Source organism: Pseudomonas sp. D1HM (assembly GCF_019266105.1).
Taxonomy (GTDB): Bacteria; Pseudomonadota; Gammaproteobacteria; order Pseudomonadales; family Pseudomonadaceae; genus Aquipseudomonas; species Aquipseudomonas taetrolens.
Genome location: NZ_LRMN01000012.1, coordinates 1 through 506, shown reverse-complemented (window position 1 = coordinate 506; position 506 = coordinate 1). Strand labels below are relative to the sequence as shown.

At 57.7% G+C, this 506-nt stretch carries 1 pseudogene; it reads right to left on the bottom strand.

Features of this window, described 5'->3' with window-relative positions:
* Positions 1-506 (bottom strand): annotated as a pseudogene (locus AWM69_RS14320) (hypothetical protein); the annotation flags it as partial.

Genomic DNA, 506 nt, shown 5'->3' with positions numbered 1-506 from the left:
CACCAGCGCAATGGCCAGGGGGTTCGATCGGCAAAACCGTACTTCTCCCGATCTTCAGGGCTTAAGTCCTCACCGCCTACCAGATCCATGCTGCCCATAAAGCGCGCATCAAGACGCTCAATCTCAAAGGTATGCAGCCCCTCATAGGGTTTGAGTTCATCTTCCGTGGGCAAGATTCCACATGCAGCCAACAGCGAGTTGGGCGCATCCACCAATGGCCCGTCTTCCATATAGTTGCGAATGGCTGTCCACAACCCCAAGGCATGGGCGTCGCTGAACTGCGGGATAAGGACAAATTGCACCCGGTCCTGCGCTTCGTCCTCCAGCCCCATGCCAAAACAATACTGGCGGGTCGCCCCATAGGGCGTGACCGATTGGCTGTTGGACACCCAGGCCACCACCCGCTCCCAGGGCACGATCAACACCCGATGAGTCGTGCTGTCGACATAACACACTTCGCGCCGCTGACGGTTGAAACGCACGGGGTAGGTTTTGGCCTGTTTGTA